The following is a 20,162-nucleotide window of genomic DNA, read 5'->3' as shown; positions in this document are numbered from 1 at the left end:
GTGGTATAAAAACTAGCAGTTACGTTTTTTATACCAGAAGTGATCGAATTTCTTATTTTTGCAAGATGGGAATTTATGTCCGCCTTTGCAATCATTCCATTTGTGTCCGCTATCGTGACAGTCTTTACCATGATCACATGAATCATCGCAAGAGTGACCGTGTCTGTTAGGGAAGAATTCGCATTTTTTACAGAAACTTCGTTTTGTCCAGAAAAATTTCTTTTCAAAGCGTATGCATTTTGTAATGAATGTACAATGTTTTCTGCGAGTACGTTTTGTAACTAATACGCATTCTTTTCTACGCGTTACTTTCGTAACGAACGTCCATTTTTGAACACGTACACGTGTGCATTTCGTAACAAATGTCCATTTTTTTACGTGCGTACATTTTGTAACGAACGTACAATGTTTCACGCGAGTACATCTTGTTCTTGGACATTTACCCCCAGTTGTACATTTACATCCAGTTGTACAATGATGATGAGTGAATTTATCATCATCGCATTCAAAAGTACTTGGATCTTGGTGTAAGAAATCCTCCATCCCAGCACTTTTGATTTCTTCAACAGCTTTTCTAATATCACGTTTCATAGAAATCCTCCTTATCATGTATTAAAGTGAAAAGGTATTCTTTTTCCTTAACATGATATGTATGTAGGCATCTTTCTGAACAGGACAAGAGTGTAATTTTATATAAATAGATGATTGCGGATGTATGGACAAGACAAGGCGCATACATTGAATGAAGAGAACTGAGAAGGGATGAGAAAACATGCTGCCTTCATATGATTTTTTTGTTCATCCAATGTACTTAGTGGAATTGAAAAAGGACATTTGGTCAGATAGTCCAGTGCCAGCAAAATTAACTTATGGAAAAAAGAAGTATGATATTGATATCGTATACCGAGGAGCTCATATTCGCGAATTTGAGAAAAAGTCTTATCATGTTATGTTTTATAAGCCTAAAAAATTTCAAGGTGCGAAAGAGTTTCATTTGAATTCGGAGTTTATGGATCCGTCTCTCATACGAAATAAATTATCTTTAGATTTTTTTCATGATATTGGTGTACTTTCGCCAAAATCACAACATGTATTTATAAAAATTAATGGTCAAATTCAAGGTGTGTATTTACAGTTAGAATCGGTTGATGAAAATTTTTTGAAAAATAGAGGATTACCGAGTGGTTCTATTTATTATGCGATAGATGATGATGCGAATTTTTCATTAATGAGTGAACGAGATAAAGATGTTAAGACAGAGCTCTTTGCGGGTTATGAATTTAAATATTCGAATAAAAATAGTGAAGAACAACTGAGTGAATTTGTATTTCAAGCGAATACTTTGACGAGGGAAGCCTATGAAAAAGAAATTGGGAAGTTTCTACATGTAGATAAATATTTACGATGGTTAGCAGGAGTTATTTTTACGCAAAACTTTGATGGTTTCGTTCATAACTATGCACTATATCATAACGATGAAACAAATTTATTTGAAGTTATACCGTGGGATTATGATGCGACTTGGGGGCGAGATGTACAAGGGAGACCACTTAATCATGAATATATTCGCATTCAAGGGTATAATACGTTAAGTGCAAGATTGCTAGACATACCTGTATTTAGAAAGCAGTATCGAAGTATTTTGGAAGAAATATTAGAAAATCAATTCACAGTTTCGTTTATGAGGCCGAAAGTAGAAGGGTTGTGTGAATTGATTCGCCCATATTTACTACAAGATCCATACATGAAAGAAAAATTAGAAACATTTGATCAAGAGGCTGATATGATTTATGAATATATAAATAAAAGAAGAAAGTATATACAAGACCACTTACATGAATTAGATTAATTTTGAAAGAGATTGAAACGTTATCAATCTCTTTTTTTTGTATAATAAAGATGTATCGATAAAAATGAAGTAATATATTTGATAGAGAATGGGGATGCGGATATATGACGATTAAATGGATTGATTGGGTAAAACAAATACAATCTATAGCTCAAGCGGGTTTAACGTATTCTAAGGATGTGTATGATATTGAGCGTTTCCAGCAATTACGAGATATTTCTATTTCAATGATGTCACATTACACGAAAACAGATTGGGAAGTCGTAGAGAAATTATTTGCACGTGAGACAGGCTATCAAACACCTAAAGTTGATATAAGAGCGGTTGTTTTTCAAAATGAAAAGTTATTATTTGTGAAAGAAAAAAGCGATGGGAAATGGGCATTGCCAGGTGGATGGGCTGATGTCGGTTATACGCCAACCGAAGTTGCAGCAAAAGAGGTTTTCGAAGAGACTGGTTATGAGGTAGATCATTTTAAGTTACTAGCTATATTTGATAAAGAAAAACATCAACCCTCTCCATCGGCGACGCATGTATATAAGATTTTCATTGGATGCGAGATTATTGGTGGAGAAAAGAAAACTAGTATTGAAACAGAAGAGGTGGAGTTTTTTGGTGAAAATGAATTGCCTAATTTATCAATTGCTAGAAATACAGAAGACCAAATTAAAGAGATGTTTGCCTACATGAAGGACCCGCAGAAAGAGAAATTAATAGATTAATCCTGCTTGAATTGTACATATTGTTAAAATGAAGATATTGGCAGATTGCAGCCTTTATGTAATAATGGGATGGTATGTGAAGAAAAAAGGAGATAAAAAAGAACATGTTAGCAAACATAATAGATCAGTTATTGCAATTTTTTGCAAGCTTAGGTTACTTTGGAGTAGCTCTTGCTTTAATGATTGAAGTAATCCCGAGTGAAATTGTACTTTCGTATGCTGGCTTTTTAGTAGCGAATGGTAAAATTAGTTTTGTGGGTGCAGTTATCGCCGGAACGATTGGTGGTACTTTAGCGCAAATCTTTTTATACTGGCTTGGATACTACGGAGGGCGTCCGGTTGTAGAGAAATATGGGAAATATCTACTTATTAATAAACATCATTTAGACATAGCGGAAGGTTGGTTTAAGCGTTATGGAGCAGGCGTAATATTTTCTGCGCGCTTTATCCCAGTAGTACGTCATGCGATCTCTATTCCAGCAGGACTAGCTAAGATGCCATTAAAACTATTTACACTTTATACGGTTGTAGCGATCATTCCATGGTCAATTCTATTTATATACTTAGGTGAAAAACTTGGTGGGAATTGGCGACAAATTAAAGAGTATGCATCTGATTACACACATTACATAATTATAGGAGCTGTTCTTTTTATTGCTCTATACTTTGGTTTAAAATATTTCAAAAAGAAAAAAGCAGCGCGTTAAAGTCAATGATTTTTCATTGGCTTTTTTTGTTTGTTTCGGTTCTAAAGAAAAGGAGTTGTCCATAATGTGTAATAATAAAGCGTAGCGGAGGAATGTGATGAAAGGGTCACCGTTTATACGTGGAACGATATTTTTAACGATGGCAACGATGATATCAAAAATGTTAGGGTTTATATATGTTATACCATTTACAGCGATGGTCGGTACGAGTGGTTACGTTCTATACACATATGCATATCGTCCTTATACCATCATGCTCAGTATAGCAACAATGGGATTACCGCTAGCTGTTTCAAAGATGGTATCAAAATATGATCAACTGAATGATTATCATACGGTTAAGAGAGTGTTGAAAAGTGGAATCGTGTTTATGTTTATAATGGGAGTCATTTCGTGTTTTACGTTATATATGCTAGCTCCGCATTTAGCTAAACTTGTCATCGATGGGAATGATCAAACGGGGAATAGTGTAGGAGCGGTTACTACTAATATTCGAATTGTAAGTTTTGCGTTAATACTTGTGCCAGTAATGAGTTTATTAAGGGGCTTCTTTCAAGGATTCCAATCGATGGGGCCTTCTGCATTAAGTGTAGTTGTAGAGCAATTTTTTCGGGTTTTAACCATTTTAATAGGAAGCTTTGTCGTTTTATATGTTTTAAAAGCTTCTGTTTCGCTAGCGGTTGGTATTTCAACGTTCGGTGCATTTATGGGAGCTGTAGGTGGATTAACTGTTTTAAGTGCGTATTATATAAGAAGGAGAAGGCACTTAAAGAAAAAAGAGATGGAAAGTATACCACAAACAACGAAATCTTTTTTCTCATTGTATAAGGAGCTCTTTACATATTCTATTCCTTTTGTTGTGGTGGGCTTAGCAATTCCGTTGTATCAGACGATTGATACATTTACAATTAATAAACTACTTATACAAATAGGGTATATGCAAGGAGAAGCGGAAAAAATTAATGCGATAATTGGTCTTGTTCAAATGGTTGTGCTTATCCCGGTATCCGTTGCGACAGCTTTTAGTATGTCTCTCGTACCAGAGATGACGAAAGCTTACACAGCAGGAAATACGAAGCTATTGTACAAACATTTTACGAGAACAAATGTATTAGTAGTAGCAATTACGGTACCGGCGGCAATTGGAATGATGGTGTTAGCCAAACCTGTATATACTCTTTTATTCGGTGCTGGAAATGATCCAGAGATGGGGAGAATCATTTTACAGTATTATGCTCCTGCTTGCATACTATTTTCTCTTTTTACAGTAACGGCTGCTATGCTACAAGGAATCAATCAACAGCAGAAGACGGTGCTAGGACTAGTGATTGGAATTATTGTGAAGATAGTTTTAAATATTGTATTGCTTCCGTATTTCGATTATGTAAGTTTTATCATTTCAACATACGCGGGCTATACGATTTCAGTCGGGTTTAACTTGTGGATGCTTTCTAAATATGTTATAAAGGCAACATAAGCTTTTAAGGCAGAGAGCACTCTGTCTTTTTCTATGTTTATCCCGCTTTAACGGGCAGTGAGACCCTCACCGCACAATTCAGCGAAAGAAAAGAAGTTTGGTTGGGGGCGGATAACCCGTAAAAGCCCGATTTGTAAGGGCTAATAATTAGTGAGGATGAAGCCCCCCATTGATTAAAGTTTCACTTTATAATATTTTTCTTATAAAAACGTTTTCAAAATAATTTTTCTATTGAAATTTAAACGTATGTTTCATATGCTGAGAATGGCGGTTTAAAAACTGTGATTTAAGAGAGGTAGATTCCTACATGTAAAAAGAATCGGGGTGATAGTATGTTAAATATATATTTAACAGACCGAAACGGAAAACTACAAGAGATTGAGGAAATGCAAAAGGGGTGCTGGATTAATGTACTTCATCCAACAGAAGAAGAAATTCAATATCTAGTACAAACTTTAAATGTAGACTTAGATTTCATTAAAGACCCTTTGGATGATGAAGAACGCTCTCGTATTGAAAAGGAAGACAATAATACTTTAATTATCGTGGATATTCCGACAGTTAGACATGATGAAGAAGGAAATTCGATTTATGACACGATTCCAATAGGTATGATTGTGATGCCGGATTGTTTTGTTACAATCTGCTTAGAAGAGAATCCAATTTTTGAACGTTTTATTAATCAACGTATTAAAGAATTTTATACGTTTAAGAAGACGCGCTTTGCACTTCAGCTCTTATATACGATTTCTACTTATTATTTAAGATACTTAAAGCAAATAAATCGAAAAACAATTGATTTAGAGCATCAATTAAATCAGTCAATGAAAAATAAAGAGATTTTCACATTGTTAGGCCTTGAGAAAAGTTTAGTATACTTTACAACGTCATTAAAGGCTAATAAAATTGTAATTCAAAAGTTAATGCGTAATAGTACATTTTTAAAAATGTATGAAGACGATCAAGATTTATTAGAAGATGTATTAATTGAAAATAAACAGGCTATTGAAATGGCGGAAATATATAGTCACATTTTAAGTGGAATGATGAATACTTTTAGCTCCGTTATATCAAATAATTTAAATAGTGTTATGAAACTGTTAACGTCAATTACGATCATTTTATCTTTACCGACGATGGTTTCTAGTTTCTTTGGAATGAACGTAAAGGTTCCGTTTGAAGGGGAAGCCCACGGTTTTGTAATTGTACTCATCATATGTGTAACACTATCTTTCACGTTAGCTTTTGTTTTTTGGAAGAAACGTTACTTTTAACGATAAGAAAGCTGCTCTAGCATAGTTATATAACTACGCTAGAGCAGCTTTTTTGCTATGAAATCTCAAATTTTGAATAGAATATAACTTGTACAATGTAATGTATATAAAGGGTATGTATGCCATATAAACCTTGTTCAATTAATGAAATGGGGTTAAAATTACATATTGTTAATGAAAAGTTGGAGGAAATACATCATGGAATTGTTTCAATTACCGAAAGCATTCCTGCAAATGAATACAATTTTTATCTCCATATTGATCGAAGCACTTCCTTTCGTGCTCATTGGTGTATTTATTTCAGGATTCATTCAAATGTTCGTGACAGAAGATATGGTGGCAAAATGGATGCCGAAGAACCGATTTCTGTCTGTTTTATTAGCTACTTTTTTAGGTATGTTGTTTCCAGGTTGTGAATGTGGAATTGTTCCGATTGTAAGACGATTAATTGGAAAAGGCGTTCCACCATACGCAGGGATTGCATTTATGTTAACTGGACCTATTATTAATCCAGTTGTATTATTTGCTACTTATGTTGCCTTTGGGAGTAGTATGCACATGGTATGGTATCGTTCTATTGTAGCGATTATCGTAGCCATTATCGTTGGAATTATATTATCCTTTATGTTTAAAGAACATCAATTAAGAGATGATCACTTCCCAGAAGTGAATAATAAGCGTCCACTGCGTAAAAAAATGTGGGATGTATGTACACACGCTGTTGAGGAATTCTTCTCAATGGGAAAATATTTAGTACTAGGTGCGTTAATTGCAGCAGCGGTACAAACGTTTGTACAAACTTCAACACTTCTTGCTATTGGACAAGGTCCGTTTTCTTCATCAGCTGTTATGATGGGACTTGCTTATATATTATCACTTTGTTCAGAGGCAGATGCATTTATCGCTTCTTCGTTCCAAAGTACGTTTTCAACAGCTTCACTTGTCGCGTTCCTCGTTTACGGACCGATGGTGGATATTAAAAATATGTTTATGATGCTTGCGACATTTAAAACTAAATTTGTAATTGTTGTTATAGTTACAGTTACTCTTGTTGTTTATGCAAGCTCACTACTCATTTATGCGATGGGGTGGTAGGTTATGTTTCGAGCATATATATTATTAGGTTTTACAATATTAATTGCGCAGCTTCATATTTCCGGTAACATTACGAAGTATATCAATATGAAGTATGCCTATTTATCAACAACAGCAGCAATTATTTTAGGTTTCTTAACCATTATACAAATTATCGTCGTTTTCCAAAAAGAGCACCAAAAGGAAAAAGAGAAAAATGATTGCAGTTGTGACCATAGCCATTGCGGGCATGATCATTCAAAAGATGAGAATACATGGTGGAAAAAAGCATTTTCGTACTCCTTGTTTTGTTTTCCAATTATCTCAGGGTTATTTTTCCCAATTGCGACGTTAGATTCGGATATTGTTAAAGCGAAAGGATTTCACTTTCCTGTTGCACAAGCAGAAAGTAAGGATCCATTTATGACAAGACAATTTCTAAGACCTGATACGAGCATTTATTACGGGAAAGAAGGATACCGTGGTGTAATGGAAAAAGGGAAGAAAGAGTTTGTTACGAAAGACAATATTAATTTGAAAGATGAAGACTTCCTAAAGGGTATGGAAACAATTTATAATTATCCTGGCGAGTTTACTGGGAAAAAATTATCTTTTAAAGGGTTTGTTTTTAGGGATGATTCTTCTAAAAAAGAACAATACTTCTTATTCCGTTTCGGTATTATACATTGCGTAGCAGATTCTGGTGTGTATGGTATGTTAGTGAAAAAGCCAGAAGGCGTAGAGTGGAATAATGATGACTGGATTCAAGTAGAAGGAGAGATAACTACTGAGTTTTATCAGCCGTTTCATGCGAATATTCCTGTATTAGAAGTAACAAAATGGAATAAAGTTGAACAGCCGAAAGAACAATATGTATTTAGAGGAGCCGATTGATAAAATCGGTTCTTTTTTGTGGACTAAAAGTTCTGAATGTTGTTAATATTAAACGTGTAGTTCATTTAGTATAGTGATTATTGAAATATTAGGGATAAATCATTAAAGGGGTGATAACAATGACAGAAGTAAAGGGGAAAACAGCCAATGAGTCAAGGGTGTTCAAAACGAGCCGAGTATTCCCAACAGATTTAAATGATCATAACACGCTATTTGGTGGGAAGATATTAGCGGAGATGGATATGGTTGCTTCTATTTCAGCATCCAGACATTCGAGAAAGGAATGTGTCACAGCATCTATGGACTGGGTCGATTTCTTACATCCTGTTCGTTCTTCAGATTGTGTTAGTTATGAATCTTTCGTAATTTGGACGGGAAGAACTTCGATGGAAGTGTTTGTGAAGGTAGTAGCTGAAGATTTAATTTCAGGTGAGAAGCGTATAGCGGCAACGTCATTCGTTACTTTTGTGGCACTTAGTAAGGAAAATAATCCAGTTCCAGTACCGCGTGTTATCCCTGAAACAGAAGAAGAGAAAGAATTACATCGTATTGCTGTGTTACGTGCAGAACAGCGTCATATACGTAAGGCAGAGAGTAAGAAAGTAGCCACATTGTTAACCTTTTGAGATGAATATTTAGCCATTTAAGTTACTATAGCAGTCGGAAATGGTTTTAAAATGAAAAGCGGACACCTAAAAATAGGTGTCCGCTTTTATAGTTTTTTCATCCACATATCATATGACAGTAGCTACTTAGCAGAAGCAAGCAGCACCGACGATGATTAAGAGGATAAATAATACGACTAATAGCGCAAATCCATTACCATGTGCGAAGCCCATTGTTATTTCCTCCTTTTATTTTAAGATACAACATACAATATGCAAATGAGCTATTGTTTGATATGGACATATATCATGCAATGACATATTTTCTTGAATGATAATGTAATAAAAAAGGGAAGATATAGAAATAACAGTAAGTGGAGAAAGGAATTTATCCATGAAGCACTTTTTCGCTATAATCCTTTGTTTAATAGGTGTATTCATTTGGATGAACATCGATGTGGAAATGGGGAAGGAAATGGCTAGTGAATATGAATTAGGACAAGTTCGATTAGGTGAATTTCAATTATATACGAACGGTGAAGAGTTATATAGAAAATTATTTGAGGATATAAACGATGCAGAAAAGTATATATATATCCATTTTTATATTGTAGGAAAAGATGAAATAAGCCAAGAGTTTTTACAGTTATTAGAGAAAAAAGCATCTAGCGGAGTAGAAGTGAAATTGTCAGTCGATCGGATAGGTGGATATAAGCTGAAGAAAAAGGTAATTAGCCGATTAAAGGAAAACGGTGTGAAGTTTACATTTAGTAAAAAACCGAAACTGAAAAATGTGTTCTATTCTTTGCATCAACGGAATCATAGACGTATTGTTACGATAGATGGAAAGGTATCATACGTCGGTGGTTTTAATATCGGAAAGGAGTACCTTGGACAAAATCCAAAGTTTGGGCCATGGCGTGATTATCACGTGCGCATCCATGGTGAGGGTGCAGCGGATATGGAAAGAAAGTTCGCCGAAGATTGGAAAGAAGATACAGGAGAAAAAATGCCTATACATGAAAGTATACCTACATTAGGGAATGTGAAATATCAATATTTATTTTCAAATGGAAAAGGCTTATGGGAAAAGTATGGGGCACTTTTAAAAAAGGCTAAAAAGTCTTTAATTATCGCTACACCATATTTTGTACCAAGTAAAGAAATGGTGAAAGAGTTAAAAGCTGCATTAAATCGTGGTGTTAATGTGAAAATTCTCGTGCCATTTAAAAGTGATGCCATATTGTTAAAACAAGCTGCCTATCCATATTTGAAAGATATGTTACATGCTGGAGCGGAGATTTATCAATATCGAAATGGATTTTTTCATGGGAAAGTAACAATTATTGATGGAGAAATTGTTGATATTGGGACAGCGAATTTTGATAATAGAAGTTTTTATTTAAATTGTGAGTCTAACTGTATCATATATGATAAAACAGTTGTTGATGACGTATGGAGTCGATTACAGGTAGACTTTCATAAATCAAAACGATTTTCTGAAGAAGATTTTGAGAAAATTAGTAGATGGGATTGGTTTTTAGCGAGAATAGCGAATGTTTTAGCATCATATTTATAGTATATGGACAAAAGAGAAGGGAGGCGCTTTAATGGACTGTATGAAAGAATTAATGAAATATAGTTATATGCTAATATACAAGGTTGGAGAGTATGCTGGAAAGGTCAGAGACGAAGAATTAAAAAATCTATTACAGCACCATTTACCATATATGTTACAAGCATATAATGAACAAGTAAATTTTCAAGAAGGAGAGAATGTGCAGCATATAACCTGTGAAACAATGGAGTTTGATTTGCATGAAATGGGAAAGGAAACAGTTAGTAAATATACAGGGGATATTCATATTGCAACCAGTTATATTGCGCATTTGAAACGATTAGCTTTAAAGTTTGCTCAAGTTGCAGTGGAAGTTGCTAACCCAGAGTTTCGCTCATTTTTGGAAAATTGTTTCCTGAAAATGAACCGTTACGCTTATAGTGTGTGGCAATATGTTATGAAGAAGGAATATAAGATTACACATCTATATGAAAATGAAAAGTTTGCATGAGAAACTAAGGCGAAATGGTATGCGCCTTAGTTTTTTTACGTCTATTGAGAGAAAAAACTAGTTTTATTGTGTATCGATTGGAAATGAAATATATAAATTAAAATTAGGTTTTGTTATCGGAAAATTTACAAAAATTTACCGTATATTTACTGTTTTTCAATCTCTCCTTTAAAAATAGAGAGTAATATGAGGTTGTACATATTCTATCACAAGGAGGAAACGCAAATGAACAAATGGGTTAAATCATTAACTGCTATGGCACTTGCAAGTTCTTTATTAATGGTAGGTTGTAGTAAAGGTGAGGACAAGAAGAAAGAAGACGACACAACAACACAACAAGAGGACAAAAAGGATAAAGAAACAAGCGGAACCGAGAAGTCTACTGATTCTAAAGAAAAGAAATAACGTAATAATAAAGCTTCCTCTTATATATGAGGAAGTTTTTTTGTTGTAAATTGACTGAGATTATTGAAAAATAGAAAGAGAATGAAAGAGGGGGAAAACAAATGAAAGTATGTATATTGGGAGCAACAGGACGAGTAGGTTCAAACATAATTAATTTAGCATTAAAGGATTCAGCTGAAGTGACTGCATTAGCGCGTGATTTAAATAGAATAGAAATACAACATGAAAGGTTAAGAGTGATAGAAGGGAATGTATTGAACGAAAATGATATAAAGAAAGCGATAGAAGGAAGTGATATAGTAATTAGTGCACTTGGAACGGATCAAAATGGAACATTAGCGAAGAGTATGCCACAAATTATAAAGAAAATGGAAGAAAATGGGGTTCGTAGGATCATAACAATAGGAACAGCTGGTATTTTACAAGCAAGAACAGATCTAAATTTATATCGTTTTCAATCAACGGAATCAAAAAGGAAAACGACAACGGCAGCGGAAGATCATTTGGCTGCATATAAGGTACTAAGTAATAGTAATAATTTATGTTGGACAGTTGTTTGTCCGACACATTTAATAGATGGTGAGGCGACAGAGGTATATCGAACTGAAAAAGATATATTGCCAGAGGGTGGATCAAAAATTACAGTGGGTGATACAGCACACTTTGCATGGGATCTATGTAAGAAAAATATATATGAAAATAGTCGAGTAGGTATTGCATATTAAAAAACCATCCCGAAGTCGGGATGGTTAAAAGATGATATAACACAAGAAGATGATAATCATAATGATTTGGAGAATTGCTTTCGCTACTGTACTGCTTAAAAAACCAACTACAGTAGCGACTCCAACTAGAAAAGCATCTTTTGGCGATTTTTTATGTACTAGTTCTGTTATAAATACTGATAAGAACGGTATGATAATAAGTCCGAATGGTGGGAAGAAGAACGAGCCGACAATGATAGAAATCATTCCGACACGTTCACCCCATTTAGAACTACCGTATTTTTTTAAGAAATATCCATTTGCAATAAAATCAGCAACGAAAATGAAAAGAGTGAAAATGACTTGAATAATCCAAAAAGAAGTTGTTAATTCGCCTCCATTTATACCGAAATGGTAAATCAAATATCCAGCCCAGACAGCTAGTATGCCAGGGATAATTGGATAAATAAAGGCGAGAAATGAAACAACGAAACAGGCAATGATACAAATTGTTAATAAAACAGTCACTTTATAGCTCCTTTTTAATATCTAGTTTATGTACAGCAACTTTTTTGACTTGATGTCCATCAAGTTCTAATACTTTAAATTGAAAACCAGCGTATTCAATGGAATAGCCAGCTTCAATATTTAAGTCAACTGCTTGAGAGAGAAGCCATCCTCCGATTGTATCTAAATCACTATCATCAATATGTAGGCCAAACATATCATTTACTTCAGAAATAAGCACCTTTCCATCTAAAACAGTAAGCTTAGGTGTACGCTTTTCAATCATAGGTGATTCATCAGCATCGAATTCATCTTGAATTTCTCCAATGATTTCTTCAAGAATATCTTCCATCGTTAAAAGTCCGGCAGTACCACCATATTCATCCATAACGATTGCCATCTGAACGCGATTTTTTTGAAGGTGGACTAACGTTTTACGAATTGGAACTGTTTCAAATACAGTTAGAACAGGATGTATATAAGATTCAAGTGGTTTATAAATACCTTTCGTTTGATCATGGAATACTTCTTTCGTATTGATCATCCCAATGATATCATCTTTATCTTTTTCAATGATTGGATAGCGTGTATATTTTTCAGTAGCGACGATATCCATATTTTCTTCTAACGTATTTTCAGTAGACAAGCAAATCATTTCGGTACGAGGAACCATAATTTCTTTCGCAACTCGATCATCAAATTCAAAAATGTTATTTACATATTTATATTCGGTTTGGTTTATTTCACCGCTTTTAAAACTTTCACCTAAAATGAGTCGCAATTCCTCTTCAGAATGAGCAAGTTCACTTTCCTTCGCAGGTTCTAATCCGAGTAGTTTTGTGAAAAATATAGCTGTACTATTGAGTAGCCAAATGAATGGATACATAATTTTATCAAATAAAATAAGCGGTCTTGCAAATTTGAGTGTGATTGCTTCTGCTTTTTGAATTGCGAAAGACTTTGGAACTAATTCACCTAATACAACGTGGAAAAATGTAATAACACTAAAAGCAATAACAAAAGATAAAGTGTTAGCCATTGTTCCAGTAATATTAATTTTTTCAAAGAGCGGTCGTAGTATATGTTCCACAGTCGGTTCACCAAGCCAACCAAGCCCTAAAGAAGTGATTGTAATTCCGAGCTGACAAGCTGATAAATAAACATCTAAATTAGATAGGACGCTTCTTGCAGCTAAAGCTTGTTTATTACCTTCATTTGCAAGTTGGTCAATTCGACTTTTTCGTACTTTTACAACAGCGAATTCTGATGCAACGAAAAAGCCAGAAATAAGAATAAGTACAAAGATGAGAAAAATATTTAATATGTCCAAGCGTGTTCTCCATTCCAAGGTCTGGAATAAAGATGTCACCTCCTGCAATTATGTTATACTTTTATAATAAATCCAAATGAAAAGAATAGTCAAAGGAAAAGGGTAAATATTGGTATGTTTCTGTAATAGTTTTTGAATTTGCTGTTATTTTGTCCGCTATACAAAAGGAATAACCCCCTACTTTTAGATTATAGAGGGTTATTTTAAATTAAGGTTTTGGAACACTTCTCGTTAAAGTGTATGACTGTTGCTTGGAGTAGTTTGTGGTCCATAGTGTTTGAAGGAAAGAAAGTATGCTATATGGGATATAGAGTAGTAATAAGCCGATTGTAACAATTATAGGTGAATTTCCGCCAAATTGAACGATAAATTGTAACAGTCCATTTGCATGAAAAACGCATTCCATAAAAACGAATGAAAGAATAATGGAACCTAAAATTGATTTATGATTCGAAGTAAGCGCCAAAAACAATGTATCCACAAGAAAAGAATCATGTTTTATTTCATATTCATTTGTGTTTTTTAAGAAAGGAATCCATTTTTTTACTGCTTGCATAACGATAATCATGGCAGTACTACATACGATGATAAATGATGAGTAGTAAGGAAGGTTTATAAATTGTGCGATGTATAGAAGTAGTAATAAGACTGAACATTGTAATACTACAGTGCAAAAAGAGTAAGGTATCCATTTCAATACAGTAGTAAACTTTTTAAACGAGTTAGGTGCTTTGAAAAATAAATGGCCGATACCCAAACTTATGAAAAATCCGATCGCAAGGGTAAAAGTAAAACGAACAATCGATATAAAATATATTTCCCATATGTAAGGGAATAATGGTGTTGAATGATTAGAAGTATGTATCATTTGGTTTGCTGAGAAAAAGATAGATTCATGCATCCAATCAACCTTTGGAATTGATATAGAAGAAAGCTGTGCGAAGTTTTGAAAAATGCTAATAAATCCATTTTGATAAGAGTAATTGTGTGTAATAAAAAGAGCTGGAATAGGACTTATGGCAAAAATAACAATAACACCAATTATAAATTTACATATATGTGAGCGTAATAAGGACATATAACCACCTACTCTTAGAATATTCAGAAAATTCTTATTCTTATTTTAGCTTTTTTTGAAAGAAGTTACAATATATTTTTCATTTAGTAATTCAGAGAGAAGATTTGATAGCAAAAATATACAAGTGAAGGATTCATGAATAAATTATGACAAGAAAATGAATAATTTTCAGAAAAATAAAATAAATCATTTATTTTTTTCTGAAAATATAATATAGTTATGGCACAGAAAGTATTTTAACATAAGGAGGCTTTTTATGAGGATTAAAGGGAATTACGTGCCGAAAAGGGAAGTTTTACTGTGCTCAAGTTCGATTACGATTGGGGAAGCGTTAGAGCATTTAAATAAAACGGGGTATCGTTGTGTACCAGTTTTAGATGAAAAAAAAGAGAAATTTTTAGGGAATATATATAAAGTAGATATTTTAGAATATAAAGGATCACTTGATGAGAGTGTAATACAATTATTAAACGATAAAGAAGGATTTGTGAGAGAAGATTCATCTTTCTTTAAAGTATTTTTTACAATAAAAAAATTGCCTTATTTATCAGTAGTTGATGAAAAAGGGGTTTTCCTTGGAATTTTAACGCATAAAAAAGTTTTTGAGTTATTAGAGGATGCATGGGGCGTTCACTCTAGTAAATACTCTGTCATGATTGGAACGCAAGACTATAATGGAGCAATCCAAAAATTATCGACAGTTTTAAAGAAATACACTGGTATTCAAAGTTTGATGACTTTTGATAATGATGCCTTATTAGTTCGTAGAATTATGTTTACATTAGGAGAAGAGTTTAACGACGGTGAATTAGAGACATTATTGAAAGATTTAGAAGATCACGGATTTAGAGTTGTGTATGTGGAAGAGATGAAAAATCCACGTGAAGTTGAAACGATAGAGTAACATACAAAAGCCATCTAATTATATATTAGATGGCTTTTGTATGTTACGTGTATAAAGTTATTTGAAAATAACAATTGAATAATAGGTGAGATTGTAACAATATTTGTGTAAGAGAATAAAAATGTAGATAATTTCGATTTTCAAAAAAATCAATTTGAAAATATGTTTTTATTTTGCAACTAAATATGTTACTATATGTGTGATAAAAACAAAGAGGTCTGACATCTACACTCCACGTAATAACACTCTAATGATTTAAAAATTCAAAAAAATCAAAATTCAAAATAATAATTGTATTAATGATTAGAGTAAAAATAAGGGGAATGGAGAAATTATGGAGAAAGACACTGCTTTGTAAGGGGCATATTTTATCATCTTGAGCAGAGAGGAGGATGCATAGCATATTGTAAAATATAGAGATAAACAATGAAAAAGTGCTATGCAAATGAAGAGCATGAAGGGACGTTTAAGGCCAGGTGATACGGTAGCAATTGGTTTAATGCTATTTGCATTATTTTTAGGAGCAGGAAATTTAATTTTTCCGCCAGTTTTAGGTCAACAAGCAGGAGAGAATGTTTGGATTGCTACAATAGGATTCCTTGTAACGGGAGTCGGATTACCCCTACTAGCTGTAACAGCTGTCGCGTTTGTAGAGGGGGACTTGAAAGCGCTATCTTCTAGAGTCCACCCTATATTTGCGTTTATTTTCCCATTGATTAGTTATTTAGCAATTGGACCATTTTTCGCGATTCCTCGTACTGGAGCTGTTTCGTTTGAAATGGGTATGAAGCCGTTTTTATCAGAGGCAATGGTTTCAGAGTGGTACATGCTATTTCTTTTCACGATAGTTTTCTTCGGAATAACGTGGTATTTATCATTAAATCCATCTAAATTAGTGGATTGGTTCGGAAAGTTTCTTACACCATTATTAGTATTAATTGTCGCTGTTATTGTCGGAAAGGCAATTATTGATCCAATTGGAGAGCCAGCTGCGCCGTTAGCTGCTTACAAAGAAAATGCTTTCTTTGGTGGATTTATTCAAGGATATTTAACGATGGATGCAATTAGCGCGCTTGTATTCGGAATTGTCGTTGTACAAGTTATCCGCTCTAAAGGGATAAAAGAGAGTAGTCAAATTGCAAAAATAACAGTAGTATCAGGTATTATTGCTGTACTTGGTTTAACGTTAATTTATTTATCACTTGCTTATCTTGGTTCAACAAGTACATCACTTGGTATCTCAGAAAACGGTGGCCTTATTTTAACGAATGTTGTAAATGAGCTATATGGGACGAGTGGTAAATTTTTATTAGGGCTTGTTATTATACTCGCTTGTTTAACAACTTCTGTTGGGTTAACATCTGCGTGTGCAGGTTTCTTTACAAACTTATTCCCAAAACTTTCGCATAAAACGATTGTAACAATGGTATGTGTATTTAGTTTAATTGTATCTAACCTAGGTTTAACACAATTAATCGCAGTAACATTACCTGTGTTAATGATCATTTATCCAGTTGCAATTGTATTAATCGTACTTTCGTATTTCCATAAGTGGATTGGGAAGCGTAATACAATTTATATTGGAGCTATTTTAGGTGCATTGTTAATTAGTTTCTTTAACGGTTTAGAAAGTGCGAAAATTAAAATTGACGCGATTTCTAATGTACTACAAATGTTACCGTTATATAACGAAGGAATCGGATGGTTAATTCCATCATGTATTGGCGGGATTCTCGGTTTCTTCTTCTATAAATCAAATGAATCAAGTGAATTACAAAAGAAAGGTGCTTAGGCACCTTTCTTTTTTTGAAGGGGATTTTTGTATTTTGTCTAAGTAATAATTGGGGGGAATGATAAATGGCTAATTTTGAAGATTTTTTAAATTTGGATTTGAGAATTGGAACTGTAATACATGCAGAGGAATTTAAAGAAGCGAGAGTACCAGCGATTAAACTAGCAATAGATTTTGGAGAAATCGGGATAAAGCAGTCAAGTGCTCAAATTACGAAAAGGTATATTCCAGAAGATTTAATCGGTCAACAAATCGTTGCTGTTGTAAACTTTCCACCAAAGCGTGTAGCTGGATTCAAATCAGAAGTGCTTGTGCTTGGTGGTGTTCCTGAAGCTGATGATGTTGTGTTACTTCAGCCTAATATGGAATTGCCAAATGGAACAAAAATTAGCTAGGGTGAAGGTAGGGGCTAATATGGATATCGGACGAGAATATTTGCAATGTGCGATTTCGAACTTTAAAGCAACAAAGAAACAAGGGGAACGGGCACTTTCTCAATTATCATATGAACAAATACAATGGTCTTCTCATGAAGAAACAAATAGTATAGCGATTATTATTAAGCATCTGCACGGTAATATGCGTTCTAGATGGACGGATTTTTTAACGTCTGATGGTGAAAAAACAGATCGTAATCGAGATGGTGAATTTGAAGGATGCTATCATTCAAAAGAAGAAACCCTTATAGCTTGGCAAGAAGGATGGAAATATGTTTTTAATACGATGAATACTTTAACGCCGGAACACTTATTGAAGACGGTATACATTCGCGGTGAAGCACATACTGTCATGCAAGCAATTGAAAGGCAAATTTCTCATTATGCATTGCATATTGGTCAGATTATTTACATTGGGAAGATGTTAAAAGAAAATGAGTGGGAATGTTTAAGTATTCCGAGAGGTCAGTCTGCGCGTTATGTAGAGAAAAAACGTTCAACATAATAATAAGAAAGAAACCGATAAAAAATAGGAAAAAAGAAAGTCAGCCAAATAATAGATGGTTCTGTAATCATAAGAATACTGCCAAAAATAAGTCCATATATAATAAGAAAGAAATTGAAAAGTGTATTCACAGGGAGAAATCGTGAGATGAACACTTGCTGTCGTTTAAAACAATCACTGTGAAATAAATAAAAGCGGAAGTACCATGTGGCTGTAATAAGGTCTTTCTTTCTCACAATTCTTTTTTTGCATGTATGACAGATAAATGGTGGTTGCATTTCATTACGCTCCATTTTTTATTTTCATAATAATGTGAGACAAAAGTAGGTACAAAGTGTATGTTCCTATATACGCTCCTGCAATAAGGAAAAATGGATTCAGTAAAATTCCATGAATGCTCGTCATGAAAACTAAATCTTGTATTAAAACATCGTATATATTAATGGAAATAATTGTACCAAGTGCATATAGTGCCAAGTACGCAGAAATATGTAGCACAATAGAGATTTTTGGTTGCTTAGCGGACAAATAAAAAATGAATGATAGAGCGATTGGTAATATTCCTATTAATAGCTTCAATTCATTTCACCTCATTAACAATATAGCCGAAATTTTAACGGTCTATTCTCTAGGGCTTGTACATAACTTGAAATAGAGAGGTGATAGTATGAATCGGGGCTTTTTTTTTATGAAGTTTACAAATATGCGTAAGTTAGTTTTATTTGTTATTACTACAGTGCTAGCGACTTTTTTTCTTATTAGTCTGATGGTAACCTCTATGAAAGAGACAAAGTCAACGTATTTATATAATTGGTTAAATGAGTTATCGATGAATGGTTACATGTATGTACTTGGAAAAGAGAATCATTATTTTACACAGGAGTATCGAAATTTGAACCAAGATTTTTCAATTTCTTCTTTTCTCTTTTCTATGGCTACAAATATTCGCTTTAATGATGTACGCAGTTTTGTCGGGAAAGAGCTCCCGGGATTTGGTAAGTACGATACAGAAATTGTAATTGCGGGTGAGGGTACAAATTATTCTAACTTACCGATAGAGTCGAGTGTTCCTCTTGAAGAAGTAGTGAAGGAACGGACTAGTGGAACTGGACAAGCACCTAAACAAGATACGAATAAAGAGAAAAAACAGCCGTCCCAAACGACTGGGAAGAGACAAGTTGCGTTTATTTATCATACACATAGCTGGGAATCTTATTTACCTTTACTTAACTTAACGAATGACCCGAATCCGAATAAAGCAACGAGTTCTGTGTCGAATATTTCTATATTAGGAGATCGTTTCCGTGAACAACTAGAAGGTGAAGGGATTGGGGCTACTAACGATAAGAGTGATGTTGGTCAAAAGTTAATAAGTAAAGGTTTAAACAGTAATAGTTCGTATAAAATGTCACGAGAAATTGTGCAGCAAGCTATGGCTGGAAATAAAGATCTTCAATACTTTTTTGATTTGCATCGTGATAGTGCCCGAAAGAATGTAACGACAAAAACAATTGGAGATAAATCATATGCAAAGCTTGCATTTGTAGTAGGGAAAGGAAATAAAAACTATGAAAAAAACTTACAATTAGCGACAGCTTTACATGAGGCGATTAATAAGAAATATCCAGGAGTGAGCCGTGGGGTCATTCAAAAAGGGTTCCAGACAGGAAATGGAATCTATAATCAAGACCTATCAGGACAAGCGATATTAATAGAAGTTGGCGGTGTAGATAATACAGAGGAAGAATTGAATCGATCAATTGATGCACTTGCTAAAGCATTTGGTGAATATTTTTGGCAGGCAGAAAAAGTGAATGGATAAAGTGAAA

At 33.9% G+C, this 20,162-nt stretch carries 24 protein-coding genes; 17 read left to right on the top strand and 7 right to left on the bottom strand.

Features of this window, described 5'->3' with window-relative positions; all coding sequences use genetic code 11:
- Window positions 1-12: 12 nt before the first annotated feature.
- Window positions 13-591, bottom strand: a complete 579-nt coding sequence (gene exsB, locus M1D66_RS17070) for an exosporium protein ExsB (RefSeq protein ID WP_000817498.1) — start codon at window positions 589-591, stop codon at window positions 13-15.
- Window positions 592-772: 181 nt separating this feature from the next.
- On the opposite strand from exsB, the gene cotH reads away from it, so the two are divergent.
- From cotH to M1D66_RS17030, 8 genes are all read left to right on the top strand, one after another.
- Window positions 773-1,849 (top strand): spore coat protein CotH, encoded by a 1,077-nt coding sequence (cotH, locus tag M1D66_RS17065; RefSeq protein WP_000938001.1) that lies wholly within the window; start codon window positions 773-775, stop codon window positions 1,847-1,849.
- A gap of 104 nt (window positions 1,850-1,953) precedes the next feature.
- Complete coding sequence (locus M1D66_RS17060) at window positions 1,954-2,571, top strand: NUDIX hydrolase N-terminal domain-containing protein (RefSeq protein WP_000153583.1); 618 nt, start codon at window positions 1,954-1,956, stop codon at window positions 2,569-2,571.
- Window positions 2,572-2,675: 104 nt separating this feature from the next.
- On the top strand, window positions 2,676-3,278 hold the full coding sequence (gene uptA / locus M1D66_RS17055) for an undecaprenyl phosphate transporter UptA (RefSeq protein WP_000880691.1): 603 nt from the start codon (window positions 2,676-2,678) through the stop codon (window positions 3,276-3,278).
- Between the two features lie 97 nt (window positions 3,279-3,375).
- Window positions 3,376-4,755, top strand: coding sequence for a putative polysaccharide biosynthesis protein (locus tag M1D66_RS17050; protein ID WP_000678845.1), 1,380 nt, complete (start codon window positions 3,376-3,378; stop codon window positions 4,753-4,755).
- Window positions 4,756-5,087: 332 nt separating this feature from the next.
- Window positions 5,088-6,029, top strand: coding sequence for a magnesium transporter CorA family protein (locus tag M1D66_RS17045; protein WP_000932389.1), 942 nt, complete (start codon window positions 5,088-5,090; stop codon window positions 6,027-6,029).
- Window positions 6,030-6,227: 198 nt separating this feature from the next.
- A complete protein-coding gene (locus M1D66_RS17040) occupies window positions 6,228-7,124 on the top strand; it encodes a permease (RefSeq protein WP_000418716.1) in 897 nt (298 codons plus the stop codon).
- Between the two features lie 3 nt (window positions 7,125-7,127).
- Complete coding sequence (locus M1D66_RS17035; protein WP_000488043.1) at window positions 7,128-7,997, top strand: TIGR03943 family putative permease subunit; 870 nt, start codon at window positions 7,128-7,130, stop codon at window positions 7,995-7,997.
- A gap of 119 nt (window positions 7,998-8,116) precedes the next feature.
- A complete protein-coding gene (locus M1D66_RS17030; protein ID WP_000141164.1) occupies window positions 8,117-8,623 on the top strand; it encodes an acyl-CoA thioesterase in 507 nt (168 codons plus the stop codon).
- Window positions 8,624-8,749: 126 nt separating this feature from the next.
- Here M1D66_RS17030 and M1D66_RS17025 read toward each other — a convergent pair whose 3' ends face one another.
- A complete protein-coding gene (locus M1D66_RS17025) occupies window positions 8,750-8,836 on the bottom strand; it encodes a YjcZ family sporulation protein (RefSeq protein WP_000505094.1) in 87 nt (28 codons plus the stop codon).
- Window positions 8,837-8,996: 160 nt separating this feature from the next.
- Between M1D66_RS17025 and cls the strand changes: the two genes are divergently transcribed.
- The 4 genes from cls (at window position 8,997) to M1D66_RS17005 (ending at window position 11,801) form a co-directional block, all read left to right on the top strand.
- On the top strand, window positions 8,997-10,181 hold the full coding sequence (cls, locus tag M1D66_RS17020; protein WP_041183980.1) for a cardiolipin synthase: 1,185 nt from the start codon (window positions 8,997-8,999) through the stop codon (window positions 10,179-10,181).
- 31 nt (window positions 10,182-10,212) lie between these two features.
- Complete coding sequence (locus M1D66_RS17015; RefSeq protein ID WP_000340527.1) at window positions 10,213-10,671, top strand: spore coat protein; 459 nt, start codon at window positions 10,213-10,215, stop codon at window positions 10,669-10,671.
- Window positions 10,672-10,896: 225 nt separating this feature from the next.
- The gene (locus M1D66_RS17010; protein WP_001045960.1) at window positions 10,897-11,076 is read left to right on the top strand and encodes a hypothetical protein; all 180 of its coding nucleotides are present in this window, start codon (window positions 10,897-10,899) and stop codon (window positions 11,074-11,076) included.
- A gap of 101 nt (window positions 11,077-11,177) precedes the next feature.
- Complete coding sequence (locus M1D66_RS17005) at window positions 11,178-11,801, top strand: NAD(P)-dependent oxidoreductase (protein ID WP_000861648.1); 624 nt, start codon at window positions 11,178-11,180, stop codon at window positions 11,799-11,801.
- Window positions 11,802-11,825: 24 nt separating this feature from the next.
- Here M1D66_RS17005 and M1D66_RS17000 read toward each other — a convergent pair whose 3' ends face one another.
- From M1D66_RS17000 to M1D66_RS16990, 3 genes are all read right to left on the bottom strand, one after another.
- The gene (locus M1D66_RS17000; protein ID WP_000217339.1) at window positions 11,826-12,308 is read right to left on the bottom strand and encodes a DUF456 domain-containing protein; all 483 of its coding nucleotides are present in this window, start codon (window positions 12,306-12,308) and stop codon (window positions 11,826-11,828) included.
- A gap of 1 nt (window position 12,309) precedes the next feature.
- Complete coding sequence (locus M1D66_RS16995; protein WP_000353738.1) at window positions 12,310-13,617, bottom strand: hemolysin family protein; 1,308 nt, start codon at window positions 13,615-13,617, stop codon at window positions 12,310-12,312.
- Window positions 13,618-13,825: 208 nt separating this feature from the next.
- A complete protein-coding gene (locus tag M1D66_RS16990; protein WP_086385907.1) occupies window positions 13,826-14,695 on the bottom strand; it encodes a hypothetical protein in 870 nt (289 codons plus the stop codon).
- A 256-nt stretch (window positions 14,696-14,951) separates the two neighbouring features.
- Between M1D66_RS16990 and cbpA the strand changes: the two genes are divergently transcribed.
- The 4 genes from cbpA to M1D66_RS16970 all read left to right on the top strand — a co-directional run bounded on the left by cbpA (window position 14,952) and on the right by M1D66_RS16970 (window position 18,333).
- Window positions 14,952-15,599 (top strand): cyclic di-AMP binding protein CbpA, encoded by a 648-nt coding sequence (gene cbpA / locus M1D66_RS16985; protein ID WP_001220526.1) that lies wholly within the window; start codon window positions 14,952-14,954, stop codon window positions 15,597-15,599.
- Between the two features lie 454 nt (window positions 15,600-16,053).
- A complete protein-coding gene (gene brnQ4, locus M1D66_RS16980; protein WP_419836402.1) occupies window positions 16,054-17,391 on the top strand; it encodes a branched-chain amino acid transport system II carrier protein BrnQ4 in 1,338 nt (445 codons plus the stop codon).
- Between the two features lie 65 nt (window positions 17,392-17,456).
- Entirely contained in the window at window positions 17,457-17,786 is a 330-nt protein-coding gene (csaA, locus tag M1D66_RS16975) for a chaperone CsaA (protein WP_001263013.1), read from the top strand.
- Window positions 17,767-18,333, top strand: a complete 567-nt coding sequence (locus tag M1D66_RS16970; protein ID WP_000435830.1) for a DUF1572 domain-containing protein — start codon at window positions 17,767-17,769, stop codon at window positions 18,331-18,333. Before csaA ends, M1D66_RS16970 begins: the two co-directional genes overlap by 20 nt.
- Here M1D66_RS16970 and M1D66_RS16965 read toward each other — a convergent pair.
- Together M1D66_RS16965 and M1D66_RS16960 are read right to left on the bottom strand one after the other, a co-directional pair.
- Entirely contained in the window at window positions 18,306-18,611 is a 306-nt protein-coding gene (locus M1D66_RS16965) for a hypothetical protein (RefSeq protein WP_002164560.1), read from the bottom strand. The two genes, M1D66_RS16970 and M1D66_RS16965, sit on opposite strands and share 28 nt — an antisense overlap.
- A 4-nt stretch (window positions 18,612-18,615) precedes the next feature.
- Window positions 18,616-18,912: a hypothetical protein gene (locus tag M1D66_RS16960; RefSeq protein WP_048535520.1), complete on the bottom strand. Its 297-nt coding sequence runs from the start codon at window positions 18,910-18,912 to the stop codon at window positions 18,616-18,618.
- Window positions 18,913-19,000: 88 nt separating this feature from the next.
- On the opposite strand from M1D66_RS16960, the gene spoIIP reads away from it, so the two are divergent.
- Entirely contained in the window at window positions 19,001-20,155 is a 1,155-nt protein-coding gene (gene spoIIP / locus M1D66_RS16955) for a stage II sporulation protein P (RefSeq protein ID WP_001079278.1), read from the top strand.
- Window positions 20,156-20,162 lie beyond the last annotated feature (7 nt).

This window comes from Bacillus sp. PK6-16 (assembly GCF_056530295.1).
The sequence above is the reverse complement of the archived record's forward strand: the minus strand, read 5'-3'. Positions and strand labels throughout refer to the sequence as shown.